Origin of the sequence: Streptomyces sp. NPDC015220, from assembly GCF_043079345.1 — a bacterium.
Classification (GTDB): Bacteria; Actinomycetota; Actinomycetes; order Streptomycetales; family Streptomycetaceae; genus Streptomyces.
In genome coordinates this window covers 129,106-142,897 of sequence record NZ_JBIBUK010000004.1, presented here as the reverse complement: position 1 = coordinate 142,897, position 13,792 = coordinate 129,106, and the positions used below count along the sequence as shown (strand labels likewise).

Annotated in this window: 11 protein-coding genes; 8 read left to right on the top strand and 3 right to left on the bottom strand. The window is 74.3% G+C overall.

The window, feature by feature from the left end:
* Positions 1 to 13: 13 nt before the first annotated feature.
* Together ACF061_RS12175 and ACF061_RS12170 are read right to left on the bottom strand one after the other, a co-directional pair.
* Positions 14 to 931, bottom strand: a complete 918-nt coding sequence (locus ACF061_RS12175; protein WP_392266755.1) for a GNAT family N-acetyltransferase — start codon at positions 929 to 931, stop codon at positions 14 to 16.
* A 698-nt stretch (positions 932 to 1,629) separates the two neighbouring features.
* Positions 1,630 to 2,382, bottom strand: coding sequence for an SDR family oxidoreductase (locus ACF061_RS12170; protein WP_392266754.1), 753 nt, complete (start codon positions 2,380 to 2,382; stop codon positions 1,630 to 1,632).
* 148 nt (positions 2,383 to 2,530) lie between these two features.
* Here ACF061_RS12170 and ACF061_RS12165 point away from each other — a divergent pair, with 148 nt between their 5' ends.
* Positions 2,531 to 3,109 (top strand): TetR/AcrR family transcriptional regulator, encoded by a 579-nt coding sequence (locus ACF061_RS12165; protein ID WP_392266753.1) that lies wholly within the window; start codon positions 2,531 to 2,533, stop codon positions 3,107 to 3,109.
* 229 nt (positions 3,110 to 3,338) lie between these two features.
* On the top strand, positions 3,339 to 4,553 hold the full coding sequence (locus ACF061_RS12160) for an MFS transporter (RefSeq protein WP_392266752.1): 1,215 nt from the start codon (positions 3,339 to 3,341) through the stop codon (positions 4,551 to 4,553).
* A 134-nt stretch (positions 4,554 to 4,687) separates the two neighbouring features.
* Here ACF061_RS12160 and ACF061_RS12155 read toward each other — a convergent pair whose 3' ends face one another.
* Positions 4,688 to 5,293, bottom strand: a complete 606-nt coding sequence (locus tag ACF061_RS12155) for a TetR/AcrR family transcriptional regulator (RefSeq protein ID WP_392266751.1) — start codon at positions 5,291 to 5,293, stop codon at positions 4,688 to 4,690.
* 86 nt (positions 5,294 to 5,379) lie between these two features.
* Here ACF061_RS12155 and ACF061_RS12150 point away from each other — a divergent pair, with 86 nt between their 5' ends.
* From ACF061_RS12150 to ACF061_RS12125, 6 genes are all read left to right on the top strand, one after another.
* A complete protein-coding gene (locus ACF061_RS12150) occupies positions 5,380 to 6,309 on the top strand; it encodes an NADP-dependent oxidoreductase (RefSeq protein ID WP_392266750.1) in 930 nt (309 codons plus the stop codon).
* An 811-nt stretch (positions 6,310 to 7,120) separates the two neighbouring features.
* Entirely contained in the window at positions 7,121 to 8,596 is a 1,476-nt protein-coding gene (locus ACF061_RS12145; RefSeq protein WP_392266749.1) for an MFS transporter, read from the top strand.
* A complete protein-coding gene (locus ACF061_RS12140; RefSeq protein WP_392266748.1) occupies positions 8,589 to 10,580 on the top strand; it encodes an alpha/beta fold hydrolase in 1,992 nt (663 codons plus the stop codon). The genes ACF061_RS12145 and ACF061_RS12140 overlap by 8 nt, the downstream gene beginning before the upstream one ends.
* 73 nt (positions 10,581 to 10,653) lie before the next feature.
* Entirely contained in the window at positions 10,654 to 10,776 is a 123-nt protein-coding gene (locus ACF061_RS12135; protein ID WP_256257095.1) for a hypothetical protein, read from the top strand.
* A gap of 109 nt (positions 10,777 to 10,885) precedes the next feature.
* Complete coding sequence (locus ACF061_RS12130; protein WP_392266747.1) at positions 10,886 to 12,850, top strand: RiPP maturation radical SAM C-methyltransferase; 1,965 nt, start codon at positions 10,886 to 10,888, stop codon at positions 12,848 to 12,850.
* Between the two features lie 33 nt (positions 12,851 to 12,883).
* Positions 12,884 to 13,552 carry a DUF5825 family protein gene (locus ACF061_RS12125; RefSeq protein ID WP_392266746.1) on the top strand — a complete coding sequence of 223 codons (669 nt, stop codon included), beginning with the start codon at positions 12,884 to 12,886 and terminating at the stop codon, positions 13,550 to 13,552.
* Positions 13,553 to 13,792: the final 240 nt, after the last annotated feature.

Here is a 13,792-nt window from a genome sequence, read left to right as displayed (position 1 = left end):
CGGACGAGCCGGCTCATGCCGTCCGCAGGCTCTTCCGGTAGACCGTGGAGCTGTGCCGGACCCCCATGCCCACGCGTAGGTAGAGGTCCAGTGCCCCGGTGTCGGAGTGCGTGCCGAGGACGCACGTCCGCCGGCCTTGCCGGTGGAAGGCGCGGAAGGAGTGACGCAGCAGCAGGCGGGCGATGCCCCGATGCCGGTGGTCGCGGCGGACCGCGACCTGCTCGACGTAGCCCTCACCGGCCTCGGGGAGGTTCAGCGCGACCACGGCGCCGATCAGTTGATCGCCGTGGAACGCCAGGGAGGACATCTCGGGGGCGAATGTGGGACGTTCGACGGTGTGCCGGGCCCACTCCTGGTAGGACTCGCGCCGCTGCTGCCACTCGTCGAACGCGTCCTCGATGAGTCGGTGGGCGTCGTGCTCGTCGCCCGGGCGGAAGGCCCGGACCGTGACGCCCGCGGGAGGTTCCGGTACCGCCGGCTCCTCGGGCATGGGGAACTCCAGCAGCCATTCGGTCACCATCGGCGCGTACCCGCGGCAGCGCAGCAGCGCGACGGCACCGGTGTCGTCGTCGGGCACGGTCTGGACGATCTGTTCGCTCCCTGCCCGGCGGGCACGTACTTCGGCCCAGTCCAGGAGCGCGGCGCCGAGGCCCCGGCCGCGGTGCCGGGGGTGGACGTCGACCTCGGAACGCCGGTTCACCCAAGCGCGAGCGGCCAGACGCCCCGTCGGATCGTGGACCAGCAGGGTGTCCAGCTCCGGCACCAGCCCCGGTCGGGCGAGGACGGCGGCGATGCCGCCGGGGTCGCTCCGCACCCGGCCGTGGAGCTCACGCTCGCAAGCCGAGACGAGGTGATGGATGGTGCTGGTGTCGTCGGCTGTCGCGGGGCGGGCCCGGTAGCCGGCAGGCAGTGGTGGCACGAGCTCTGGCACAGGAAGGCACTCCCAGGACGTCGAATCCGCCGCGGCCCGGCGACGGCACGGACGCGGCACCGCGACAGTCTTCCGGTCGGTGTGGGGCCGGAGCAAGGGAGTTGAACGCACGGCCGTCCGCTCCCCGGGCCGACCGGCGGAGCCACTCCGGCCGACGTGGTCCCATGGCCGGGTTCGTCTCCCCGGTCAGCCCTGTGCGGCGCCCTTCGGGGTATCCGGTCCAGATCGCACGGTGTTGCTCGTACCGAGGGGAGAGGATTTCGATGGCCGGCGGAGACTGGGTCATGATGGCAGTGGGGGGACGGGCACCCGATTTCGTGCCCTTGTGGGTGGAGGTACTGATAGTCGTGCTGGCCTTCGGGCTCGCTGCGGTGGGGATGCGCCGGCGGAACAAGCGCTGACCCCATCTGCGAACCGGCGGCGCACTTGCCCGTCCCGACCCGACCCGTCGATTCCGGGAAGGGCGGACCCGAGGTCTCCGGGCAGCGGTGGCGAGGCCGACGCGGGGCGAGGCCGCCGTCGGCCGAGGCGGTCCACGCCGGAGCCCGACCACGTCCCGGGCCCACTCGACGTCGAGGCGGTCCGCCCGGGCCGCGGGCCCCGGTCGGCGTCGGTCCCGCAGCCCTCGCGGCGCCGCTCGCTCCGAGCGGGCCTCGTCCTGGGGCGCCGGAAGGACGGCTGGTCGCCCGGCCGGTGTCTCAGCGCCCCGTCGCCAGAGTCGCTCCGCCCGTCGCCTCCAGGACCACTCCGGTCACGAAGCCGTTGGCCGTGAGCAGGTGGATCGCGCGGGCGATGTCCTCGGGCCGGCCCACCCGGCCCACGGGCGTGGCGGCCGCGATGCCTTCGAAGACGGACTGGCGCTGCTCCGCCGGTACGGCGTCCCACCAGGGGGTGTCCACGACACCGGGCGACACCGCGTTGACCCGCAGGGGCGCCAGCTCCACGGCGAGCGGCGGGACCATCGCCTCCAGGGCGCCGTTGATCGCGGCGAGGCCGCTCGTGCCGGGCAGGGCGGCGCGGGCGGAAGCAGCGGTGACCAGGGTGACCGAGCCGTCACGGCGCAGGGCCGGCAGGGCCGCCTGGAGGGCGTTCGTGTGCGGCCAGAACTTGCCGTCGAAGCCCTCCGCCAGTGCCGTGAGGTCCAGTTGGGCGAAGGGGCCGCCGCCCTTGGCGCCGCTGAGCGCGAGCACCAGGTGGTCGATCGGGCCGGACCCGGCGAAGAAGGCGTCCAGGGCCGGTCGGTCGGACGCGTCCAGGCGCTGGGTGGTGACCTTGCCGTCGAGACGGGACGCGGCCGCGTCGAGACGGTCCTGGCTGCGCCCGGTGATGACCACCTCCGCGCCGTCCGCCGCCAGGAACGCGGCGGTCGCCTCGCCGATCCCGGAGCTGCCGCCCATGACGACGACGCGCTGCCCGGCCAGGGCGTTCAGAGGGACGTTCGGAGTGCTCATGAGTGGCTTCTCCCCAGATGTCCGCCCAGGTTCCGGCCTCTTGCCGAGAACACTGGTCTCGTCAAATAATTGCCGAGACCGGCGGTCTCGTCAAGGGGGAAGGGGGGCCGAGCGGAGCGGAAACCGGGAACTCGTGGAGGATGTGGCCGTGAACAGCAAGGAAGCCCGCCCGCACACCGGCCGGCGCCGCAACGAGGCCGCCCGCCGGGCGATCCTGGACGCCGCCCTGCACCTGCTCGCCGACTCCGACGGCGCCCCGGTGAGCGTGGAGACCATCGCGCGCGCGGCCGGAGTCGGCAAACAGACGCTGTACCGGTGGTGGCCGTCCAAGGGCGCCGTCCTGCTGGAGGCGCTCACCGAGCGTGCCGCGCAGGACGTGCCCTCGCCGGACACCGGCAGCCTGCCGGGAGACCTGCGGGCGCTGGCCACGGCCACCTTCCAGGCGGCCCAGGGGCCGCCGACCGCCCCGGCGCTGCGCACCCTCGTCCGGGAGGCGGCCCGCGACCCGCATCTGGCCGAGCTGATGGCGACCTTCACGGAGACCCGCCGGGCCGCCGTACGCCTGATCCTCGAACGCGGCCGGGACCGCGGCGAACTCCCGGCCGACCGGGACATCGACCTCATGATCGACCAGTTCTACGGCTTCTTCTGGTACCGCTTCCTGCTGGGCCACGCGCCCCTGGACGCGACCACGGCGCAGGACATCACCGACTCGCTGCTCGGCTGAACACCGGACTCCGGCGTCCACGCCTGGGCCGCCCGGCCGGACCCGACCACCCGCACGGCGCGTGTCATCCACGGCGGCAGGCAGCCGCGCACATGCCGCTCGCCGTCGTCCCACCACGGCGCCCGGCGTTCACCCGGTACCGTGATTCCGGCGCCGAACCGGCCCACGCGACGGGCATGGAACCGGAATCGGGGCCTTCGGGCGGAGGCTGCACCCATAGGTTTCACCCATGGTCCCATCCGTCGGTCCCGAACACCGCGCCGCCGAGGCGCGGCCGCGCCTGGTGACCCGCCCGCTGCTGCTGCGCTTCGTGACGGTCGTCGGCTCCTCGGCGAGCTTCCACCTGCTGCTGTCGGTCGTCCCGGCGTACGCGCAGAGCGGGCCGGGCCGGGGCAGTGACAAGGCGGGTCTGGTCACCGGTGTGCTGATGCTGGCCACCGTGGCCGGCGAGCTGGTGGGGCCCTGGCTGGCCGCACGCTGTGGCCATCGCACGATGCTGGGAGCGGGGTTGTTGTTGCTGGGCGCCCCGGCGCTGGCCCTGGCGGTGTCGCGGAGCATGGGCTGCATCGTGGCCGTGTGCCTCGTCCGGGGGCTCGGCTTCGCGTTCACCCTGGTGGCGGGCGGGGCGCTGACGGCGTCGCTGATCCCGCCCGAACGCCGCGGCGAGGGGCTGGCCCTGATCGGCGTCGTGGCCGGCGTGCCCTCGCTGGTGGGCCTGCCGCTCGGGGCCTGGTTGGCATCGCACACGGGGTACGGTCCCGTCTGCTCGGCGGCGGCACTGATCGCCCTGGTCTCCATCGCCGCGGTCCCGGGCCTGCCCGGCAGGGAAGCGGAGCAGGGACCGCCCCTGGGGATCCTCACCGGGGCCCGTTCCGGCACGCTCGGCCGCCCCACGGCCGTGTTCGCGGTGACGGCGGTGGGCGCGGGGATCGTGGTCACCTTTCTGCCGCTGGCCGTGGGGCCGGGCCGTTCCGGCGTGGTCGCCGCGGCTCTCTTCGTGCAACCGGCCGCCGCGACCGCGTCCCGCTGGTTCGCCGGCCGGCGCGCCGACCGACGCGGAGCCGCCGGGCTGGTCGTGCCGGGTCTGGTCGCCTCGGTCGCCGGCATCCTCGCCGTCGCGCTGACGGACTCTCCCGTCGCGGTCGTCGTGGGCGCGGCCGTGTTCGGGACCGGCTTCGGCATCACCCAGAGCGCGACCATCACACTGATGTACTCCCGGGTCGCGGCTTCCGGTTACGGGACGGTGAGCGCCCTGTGGAATGCCGCCTACGACGCGGGTATGGGCATCGGCGCGGTCGCCTTCGGCACGGTGGCCGGCTCGATGGGCTACCCCTGGGCATTCGTCCTGACCGCGCTCGTGATGCTGACGGCCCTCGTCCCGGCCTGGTGGGACCGGACAGCAGCGCGCGGGCAGCGTGCGACGACGGGGAGGGACAGGCGGTGACGGCCGAGGGGCACTGATGAGGAGCGCCCGCACCCTCGGCCAACGCCCGGCCGCCGACCCCGTCACGGGGCGAGGGCGTCGGGGCCGGCGACGGTCCGTGCGGGCCGGGGGCACCGGGCGGGGTCGGGTCCTGACTATCGTCCGGCGGTGCCGGCGGGGTTCTCGGAGGGGCAGGCGACCTCCCAGGCCGCCTCGATCATCCGGAAGACCTCGTCCACCGCGGCCTGTGGATCGGCCGCCTCCCGGGCCAGCGAATAGGCGTCGATCGCGAACCTGGCGATCGCCCGGGCGGCCGTCGTGGTCCGCGGCAGGCCGGGATCGGCGGCGATGGCCGTTGCCAGCGACTCCGCATGACGCAGCCTCATCGACTCCTCGTACTGCCGCAGGGCGGGCGACGCGTCGATCAGGCCCCAGATCGGGGCGGCGCCGTCCGCGGTGCAATGTCGCACCAGGGCCTGGATCTCGCGGCGCAGCGCGGGGATCAGCGGCTCGTGCGGCGCCCGTCCGGTGACCGCCTGGACGAGGCGCTGCTCGAAGCCCTCGTCCTGCTCGAACACCAGGGCCTCTTTGGAGGCGAAGTGGGAGAAGACCGTGGTGACGGCCACGTCGGCCTCGGCGGCCACGTCACGGATGCCCACGGCGTCGTAACCGCGGTCCAGGAAGAGCCGCAGGGCGGTCTCAGCGATCTTCTGGCGGGTCGCGGCCTTCTTGCGCTCACGACGCCCGGGCGGCACGGTCATGCCGTCACGCTACCAGATTCGTGATCATAATCGTTCCGAAAACCTACTCGTATTGAAAAGCTAACCGTTAGTGTTACGGTCCTGGCATGAAGAAAATCAGCTTCGCCGAGTTCGGCGGTCCGGACGTCCTACGACTCATCGACGCCGAGGAGCCCCACGCGGGCCCCGGCCGGATACGCGTCGCCGTGCGGGCGGCGGGCGTGAACCCCGTCGACTGGAGGATCCGTGAAGGCCAGATCCTCGGGGCCCATCCGATCGAGTTGCCCTCCGGAGTCGGGCTGGACGCCGCCGGGGTGGTGGACGAGGTCGGCGCGGGCGTCGAAGGGGTCGAGGTCGGCGACCACGTGTTCGGCGAGGGGTCGAGCACCTATGCCGAGTTCGCCGTGCTGTCGGCCTGGGCCCGTATGCCCGACGGCCTGACCTTCGAAGAGGCGGCCGGATACCCCTCCGTGGTGGAGACCGCGCTGCGCATCATCCGCGAGGTCGGTGTGCGGCCCGGGCAGACGCTGCTGGTCAGTGGTGCGTCCGGGGGAGTCGGATCGGCGGTGCTGCAGATCGCCCGCGACCGCGGCATCAAGGTGATCGGCACCGCCGGGGCCGCGAACCAGGACTATCTGCGCGGCCTGGGCGCCCTCGCCACGACGTACGGCGAGGGGTGGGTCGAGCGGGTGCGGCGGCTCGGCCGGGTCGACGCGGCTCTCGATCTGGCCGGCTCCGGTGTGATCCGCGAACTCGTCGAGCTGACCGGGGATCCGCACAGGGTGATCTCCATCGCCGATCTCGGTGCCCCGGAGTTCGGTGTCCGCTTCTCCGGCGTGGCCGGGAGCGTGCCGGAAGCGCTCGCCGAGGCCGTCGGCCTCATCTCGCGGGGAAGGCTGCACATCCCGGTCGAGAAGTCGTACCCGCTCGCCGAGGCCGCGGCGGCGCACGTCGACAGCCGAGCCGGTCACACCCGCGGGCGTCGGGTCCTGGTCGTCCCGAGGCCGGCCGCGCCTGGTCCACGAGCAGGGATCTGAACGTGCCCGTCCGGGGCGCCACGGACTGAGCGGCCCTCCGGTCGGTCCTCCACGGCCCTCCTGACTCTCCAGGCCCTCCAGCCGCTACGGCCCTCCACGGCCGTCACGGCTCCGGAGGGCCTGGCGGTCTTCCGCCCCGACATCGCCGACGGCCGCTTCCTCCGGGCCCGTCCGCGTGCCGCGGGGACGGGCCGAGCTGAGCGGACGACTCCCGTTCGACCGACGGCAGGTGTGTGTTGTCGGCCAATGCGCGGCGCTCCCGTCACCGGTCCGGAGGGTGGCGGGGGGCGGTGCGCCGCGGGGTACGGAGATCGCTGCGGGGGGCGGGCGACGCGGTCGCGGTGCTCCGCGTTCCGTCGTGCAACGATTGCCCCGGACGGCGCCGGCCCGCCCGGCCGCGCCGAGGGCGGTGCGCGGGGCGAGGTGTCGTGCTCTGGACACCGCGAACCGGACATGACGATGCGTCAGGCGTGCCGTGCCCCCGATGTGCGGGCGTGAAGAGCGACGCCGTGTGCGGGAGCGGGGCGGCGCCGGCCGGCGCACCCGGCGCCGGTGCACGGCCCGCCGTCCCGGGCCAGACGACTGTCGGCCATGTCCGGCCGTTGCGCCGGAAGGCCCACGCCGACCGACCCTTGTCCCGGAAGACCCGTGGTGGCTAGGCTCCGGCTCACTTTCACGCTTCACACACGTTTTCGGCACATCCCGTTCCGGTCGCGCGGCGGTCCGAACGGCGAACGGCGTACGTACGTGTGGGTGACTCCACCGGGAGTCCCCGTCGTCCAGGGGGGTGGGGAAGGTCGACGCGTCTGCGATGCGGCAACACGCCGACGAGCCCCCTCCTGGGTCCGACGAGGAGGACCACGGGCCCGCCGAGGCCGAACTCCCGCACTCCGGCCCGCCCGCCGGCCCCGGCACCGCCCCGAGCGCCGGTCCGGGCACGGCTTTCGGCACCGCCCCGCTCACCGGTACACCGAACGGACGGCCCGCACCGGCGAAGGGCGATCTGCGGATCCTGTGGTGGATCAACGCGGTCGACGGACTCGGCAGCCAGGCGTCCGGGGTCGTCTTCCCGCTCCTGCTGCTGCGACTCGGTCACAGCCCCGGCGTCGCGGGCGCGTTCGCCGGCGCCGCCGCGCTCACCGGTGTCGTGCTCGGGCCGCTCGTCGCCGTACCGGCCGACCGCGGGAAACGGCGCCGGATCATGATCACGTCGGCCGTGCTGGCGGCCCTGTCCATGGGAACGCTGGCGCTGGTCAGCCCGGGCCGCCCCGCACTGTGGCTCCTGGTCTCGCTCGCCCTGCTGGAGCGGCTGTGCGCCGTGTCCTACGAGGCCGCCGCGCGCGGGGCGCTCGTCCGGCTGGCCCCCGTCGACGAACTGCCCCGGGCGGCCGCCGGACTCCAGGCGGGCGACCAGGCGGCGCTCGTGGTGGGACCGGCGCTGGGCGGGGCCCTGTTCCAACTCGCCCGGCCCGTGCCCTTCCTGGCCGACGCCCTGTCCTACGCGGCGGCGGCCCTGGGCGTACGGGCCATCCGCACCCCGCTCGACCCGCCGCCGCTCGCTCCCCCGCCGTCCCCCGCCGGCGCGGCCCTGGCGGCGGGCGCGCCGGGCCGACGCCGGCGGCCCGGCGCGGGGGCCAGGTCCTGGCGCGGGTGGGCCGGCGACGCGAGGGACGGTCTGACCACGGTCGCCGGCTCCCCGGTCCTGCGTATGGTCCTGGTGTGGACGTCGACCGCCGGCGGCACGCTGGCGCTGCTGTTCTACACCGCGCTGTTCCGGCTGGGCCGCGACGGGCACAGTGCCGCGACCGGGCTGGTGCTCACCGCCTCCGGCGCGGCGGGCCTGCTGGGTTCGCTGCTCGCGGCGCCCGTGATACGACGGCTCGGCGCGGCCCGGGTGCTGACTTCGGCGGCCTGGCTGCTGCCCGTGCCCTGCGCCTCGCTGCTGTGGGCCGACGGGGCCTGGGGCTGGGGCACGGCGTTCGCCGGGCTGTCCCTGCTGCTGCCGCTGATCACCGTCGTCCTGTCCAGCCTCGCTGTCGCCCGCACTCCGGCGGGTGTCCAGTCGCGGGTGGCGGGCGTGCTCGGCTCGGTGTCCGCGCTGGCCGCCGCCGGCGCGCCGGCCGCGGCGGCGGCGCTGGTCACCGTCTGGGACACCCGGGCGCCCGTGCTGCTGTGCACCGCGCTCACCGGCGTGCTCGCCCTGTACACCAGGGCCAGGGCCCGCACGGTGTTCCGCACCGGAACGGCGGCCACGGCCGCGTCCGGGACGGGAGAGAGCGATGAGTGAGACCTTCAAGGTCTTCCTCGGCGCCCTGCCCGAGGTGTGCCCGCGCGACGCGCGGCGCATGGTGCTCACGGCGGACGCCGGCGGCCGGTGCGAGGTGTTCACCTGGGACGCGGTCACACGCACCACCCGGCAGGTCACCGACCGGCCCACGGGCACGGTGCACTGCGCGATCGACGCCGACGCACACGTGTGGTGGTTCGAGGAGGACCCGGAAGGCCGGGGGCAGTGGTGGTACGAGCCGTTCGACGGCGGCTCCCGGCGGCCCGGCCTGCCGGGAGCCCCGGCCGGACTGCCGCGTGGGCTGGCGGTGACGGAGGACGGCACGGTCGCCGCGGCGGTCACGACCCGGGAGGGCGCGACGAGCGTCCTGGTGGGCAGGCGCGGCCACGCCCCCCGGGAGATCCTCGCCGTGCCGGGGGAGTGCCGCCTGGGCGGCCTCGCCCCGCGGGGCGATCTCGTGGCGCTGGCGGCGGCGCCCGACGCCGAGGCGGCGGTCACCGTCGTCACCGCCGCGGGCCGGGCGGTCGCCGCCCTGCCCGGCCCCGGCGGCGCGGGCGGCAGGCTGTGGTGCCGCGGCTTCTCCCCCCGGCACGACGGGCCCGAACTGCTGCTGGTCCAGCAGACCGAGGACCGCTACCGACTGGCGACCTGGACCCCGGACGGCGGGCTGGTCACCCACCACTGGTGCGCCTTCGACACCGAGGTCACCGCGCGCTGGTACCCCGACGCCCGCGAGGTGCTGGTGCGTCAGGACCGCCACGGCCGCTCGCTGCTGCACCGGGTGTCCCTGCACACCGGCACCCGGCGTGTCATCCCCACGCCCCCCGGCAGCCTGCTGGACGCCGCGCCCCGCCCCGGCGGGAAGCTGCACTACCTGTGGACCGGCACCGCCCACCCGCCCGTCCCGCACGCGACCGACGGCGTCGCCCTGCCGACGCCCGGTCTGCTGCCCCGGGTGCCGGGCCGGCACACCGAACTGTGGACACCGACGCCCGACGGCCCCGTCCACACACTGCTCAGCCTCCCGGACCCGGGCCCCGGCGGGCCCCCGTACGGCCCGGACGGTCCCCTGTACGACCCGGAGGGGTCGCCGTACGGTCCGGACGGCTCCCCGTACGGCCCCGGCGGGTCCCCACGGGCCCTGCCGGAGCACGCCGCGGCCGCGTACGGCCCGCCGGACCCCGGCGGACGGCCACGGCACGGACCGTCGGCCCCCGACCCGGCCTCCGGCGACGCCGCACCCCCGCCCGCCGTCTTCCTGGTGCACGGCGGCCCCGCCGACCAGGACCGGGACGCCTACGACGCCACGGTGCACTCCCTGGTGGCCTCCGGCTACGCCGTGGCGAGGGTCAACTACCGCGGCTCCACCGGCTACGGCCCCCACTGGCAGCGTGCCTTCACCGCAGGTGTCGGCCACACCCAGGTGGAGGACCTCGCCGCCGTCCGCGCCGACCTCGTCCGCCGCCGCCTCGTCGACGACCGGGCGACCGCCCTGTGGGGCGTGTCCTGGGGCGCGTACCTGGTGCTGCTGGCACTCGGCACCCGCCCCGGACTGTGGCAGGCCGGCATCGCCGTCAAACCCCTCGCCGACTGGGTCGCCGCCCACCACACGACCACCCCCGCACTGCGGGCCCTGGACGTCCGCTGGTTCGGCGGCACCCCCGAACAGGCCCCCGAACGGTACGCCCTCAGCTCGCCGTTGACCTACGCGGCGCACGTGACGGCACCGCTGCTCGTGGTCGGCGCCCACCACGACCTCAAGTGCCCGCCCGAGCAGATCCGCAGCTACCTCGGCGCCCTGACCGCCGCGGGCGTCCCACATGAGGAGATGTGGCTCGACACCGGACACGACGGCTACGACGGCGCCACGCACGTCGCCGTCCTGCGCCGCTCCCTGACCTTCCTGCACGCCCGTCTGCCCGTGCCGGCCCCGGCCGGCCCCCCGCGTCCCCCGGCCCGTCCGGGAGGACCCCGGCCCCGCTGAGGCAGACAGCGGGACCGGGTCGCACAGCACCACCCACTCGAAGAGCACGAAGAACCCGACAAGGAGGATCGCCATGCAGAAGGACATCATCCACAACGACCCGCTCGCGGGCGACGAGGAGAACCGCAAGCCCGGCATCGGCATCACCATCACCGTTCCGTTCCGCAACGCGGACGAGGGCGGCGACGAGGAGTGATTCCCCGGCCCGGCCGGCCCGCCCGTGCGGGCCGGCCGGGCTCCTCCCCCTTCCGCCGGGGACCCGTGTCCCCGGCGCCCGCCGCCCGCCCGTGCGCAAGGAGCCCACCGTGCGCGTTCTTCTCGTGAACATGCCCTGGTCGCCGATCGACCTCCCCTCGCTGGCCCTCGGCATCCTGAAACGCAGCGTCGACGAACGCGTCCAGAGCGCGACGTGCGAAGTGCTGCACGCCAACCTGGAGTTCACCGACTGGATCACCGGCCGCACCGAGTTCTCCGCCGAGGACTACGAGTACTACGCCCTGTCCTCCTACTTCCTAGGCTGCGGCGACTGGGTCTTCTCCTCCGCCCTCTACGACGACCCGGACTGGAAGGAGCCCGAGTTCGTCGCCGTGATGTCGGACAAGCTGCGCCGCGAACGGATGCGGATGACCCGGGAACTGCACCGGATCGTCCCCGAGTTCGTCGCCGACGTCGCCCGCCGGGTGGCGGAGAGCGGACCCGACGTCGTCGGCTTCACCTCCACCTTCCAGCAGAACACCGCCGCGCTGGCCGCCGCCCGGCAGATCAAGCGGCTCGCCCCGCACATCGTGACCGTGATGGGCGGCGCCAACTGCGACGCCGAACAGGGCGCCGCCGTCCACCGCAACTTCCCCTTCGTCGACTACGTGGTCCGCGGTGAGGGCGAGGACGCCTTCCCCCGGCTGCTGACCGCCCTGGGAAGCGGCGACGGGACGGCGGCGGCGTCGATCCCCGGACTGTGCCACCGCACACCCGACGGCGCGCACACCGCCAACCCGATGCCGACCGGCCCACTGCCGCCGGCGGCGATCCTGCCCCCCGACTACAGCGGCTACTTCGAGCGGCTGGCCGCCTCGGTCGCCCGCAACTGGGTGGAGCCCAAACTCGTCGTCGAGGGCGCGCGCGGCTGCTGGTGGGGGGAGAAGCACCACTGCACCTTCTGCGGGCTGAACGGCTCCTTCATGGAGTTCCGCAGCAAGAGCCCGGACACGTTCTACCAGGAGATCATGGACCTGGCCGAACGCCACCAGGTGCTCGACATGTACGTCGTGGACAACATCCTGGACATGCGCTACCTCTCCACCGTCCTGCCCCGCATCATCGACAGCGGGCACGACCTGCGCATGCACATCGAGATCAAGGCCAACATGCGCCGCCCCCAGCTCCAGGTCCTGGCGGACGCCGGCCTCGTCTACGTGCAGCCCGGCATCGAAAGCCTCAACAGCCGGGTCCTCGACCTCATGGACAAAGGTGTGAGCGGCTGCCAGAACGTGCGCATGCTCCGCGACGCGGCCGAGACCGGTCTGTCGGTGTCGTGGAACTACCTGCACGGCTTCCCCGGCGAGACGGCCGAGGACTACGACCCCGTCATCCGCCAGCTCCCCGCCCTGGAACACCTCGACCCACCGGTCGACCTGTCCGCCCGCATCGCCATCGAGCGCTTCAGCCCCTACTTCAAACGGCCCGAACTGGGTTTCACCGGGCTGCGGCCCGAGGAGCACTACCTGTTCACCTACGACCTGCCCGAGCCGGAACTGCACGACCTCGCCTACGTGTTCTCCGCGCCCGAGCGCGGCGTCACCGAACCGACGGTCGGCCTCCTCAACGACGGCATCGCCGCCTGGAAGAAGCACCACGCCGACGCCCGCCTCACCCACACCGACCTGGGCGAGCGGATCGTGCTCGTCAGCAGGCGCCGGTCGTTCCAGTGGCGGACCCTGGAGCTCACCGACCCGTTCGAGACGGCGCTCTTCCGCCTCCTCGACCAGCCGCACGGTCCCGCGGCCCTGCACCGCAAACTCACCTCACGCGCGGACCTCGCGGACGGCGCCGCACGCACCCCAAAGGACGTCGAGGACCTGTTGCGGCGGTGGGTCGACCTCGGCGTGGTGTTCACCGACGCGGGCCAGTACGTCCACATCGCCCCCGCGGCCGTCAACCAGGACCTGCTGCGCCTGGACTACATGCGCCACGTCCACACCCGCCCGGGGTCGGGTGTGCCCACCGCTCCCGCGCCCGAGGCGCCGGCCGCGCCGGCGCCGGCCCTGTCCTGACCCTCGTCCGACCGGAACCGAGAAGGACCACACATGACAGCCATCGCACCGGAACCGGCCATACGCGCCTGGCGCGACCACGACCCGCAGGCCCGCCGGCTGCCGGGCATGTCCCTGGGGCCGCTCCCGGGCACGGCGGGGACCCAGGACGTCGACCGGCTCTGGGCCCTGGGCGTCCGCCACGTCGAACTGGACGCTCCCGTCGACCTCTCCGCCGACCACCCGACGGCGCAGCGCGCGGCGATCGACCGGCTGCGGCTGGTGCGCGACCTCACCGCACGCGCCGTCTCCGTCGACTGGGACCTGGAGGTGTCGGCGCAGTCGGCGCAGCGCTCCGCGCGGGAGTGGAAGGTGCTGTCACACCTGCACCCGCCGCGCACCCTGACCGGCCTCGCGGACGCCCCGCAGGCCCTGCACGCCTGGCGCACCCGGCACTACGTGTGCAAGCTCGTCTGGCGCCGGGGCCCCGGTTTCGTCCAGATCCGGGACCGGCGCTGGGGGGACCTGCGCCGGTTCACCGCGGACGAACCCCGCTACCAGGACGCCATCGCCCTCCTCGACGCGGGCGCGCACAGCGGCGACGTACCCGCCGACGTACTGGAGGAGTTCACCTCCGAACACCTCGTCCTGTGCCTCGGCGACCTGGCCTGGTGGCTGCCGTACCGGGTCTCCCGCTGGCTCCAGGAGGCCATGGCGGTATGACAGGAGTGCCGGTTCGAAGCGGGGCGCGGCGGCACCGCGCGACCCGGCGCACGAGTCCGGGACCGGCGGACCGGGGCGGCGGCGGGTCCGATGGGACGGCCGATGCCGACGGGATCGCCGTCGCACGGTGGGAGGACCCGGTCGACACCGCGAGGGGCAGCCGGCTCCCGGCCGTCCCTCGCGGTCACTCCCGCGGTGGGATGGGCGTCCGTCAGGCCGGCCGGCGGCGGATCCACCAGG

Bases quoted from the DNA above. Each gene is read 5' to 3' on its own strand.
- ACF061_RS12170 (WP_392266754.1), bottom strand. From the start codon at position 2,382: ATGAGCACTCCGAACGTCCCTCTGAACGCCCTGGCCGGGCAGCGCGTC.
- ACF061_RS12160 (WP_392266752.1), top strand. From the start codon at position 3,339: ATGGTCCCATCCGTCGGTCCCGAACACCGCGCCGCCGAGGCGCGGCCG.
- ACF061_RS12155 (WP_392266751.1), bottom strand. From the start codon at position 5,293: ATGACCGTGCCGCCCGGGCGTCGTGAGCGCAAGAAGGCCGCGACCCGC.
- ACF061_RS12150 (WP_392266750.1), top strand. From the start codon at position 5,380: ATGAAGAAAATCAGCTTCGCCGAGTTCGGCGGTCCGGACGTCCTACGA.
- ACF061_RS12145 (WP_392266749.1), top strand. From the start codon at position 7,121: ATGCGGCAACACGCCGACGAGCCCCCTCCTGGGTCCGACGAGGAGGAC.
- ACF061_RS12140 (WP_392266748.1), top strand. From the start codon at position 8,589: ATGAGTGAGACCTTCAAGGTCTTCCTCGGCGCCCTGCCCGAGGTGTGC.
- ACF061_RS12135 (WP_256257095.1), top strand. From the start codon at position 10,654: ATGCAGAAGGACATCATCCACAACGACCCGCTCGCGGGCGACGAGGAG.
- ACF061_RS12125 (WP_392266746.1), top strand. From the start codon at position 12,884: ATGACAGCCATCGCACCGGAACCGGCCATACGCGCCTGGCGCGACCAC.